Below are 285 nucleotides of genomic sequence, written 5' to 3'. Positions count from 1 at the left end.
ACAGCTCGCCGGCACCGAGCACGCAGGGCCCCTCCGGCATGCGGTCGACACGGTGCACGCTGTCGCTGCCCCACGCGAGGTGCACACCCCACAGCTCGCCGCGCCGGTCCGCGAAGCCCGGCTCGCCGAGGATCGTCAGCAACGGGGCATCGTGCCCGCTTCGGCCGCGGCGCGATTCGCGGGCGTAGGATCCCATCATTGCGGGGCGGCGCTGCGGAGCGCGCTCGCGGATCCACCGGCCGCCGAAGTCGAGCATGTCGCTCGCGCGAGCCGGAACGGGCAGGG

At 74.7% G+C, this 285-nt stretch carries 1 protein-coding gene; it reads right to left on the bottom strand.

The window, feature by feature from the left end; all coding sequences use genetic code 11:
* Positions 1-285: glycoside hydrolase family 36 N-terminal domain-containing protein (locus SB658_RS23235; RefSeq protein ID WP_410602632.1), on the bottom strand; the 285-nt coding region annotated here is incomplete at both ends.

Source organism: Bacillus sp. SIMBA_008 (assembly GCF_046535495.1).
GTDB lineage: Bacteria > Bacillota > Bacilli > Bacillales > Bacillaceae > Bacillus > Bacillus subtilis.
Note: the sequence above shows the minus strand (reverse complement) of the source record. Positions and strands in the feature narration are given on the sequence as shown.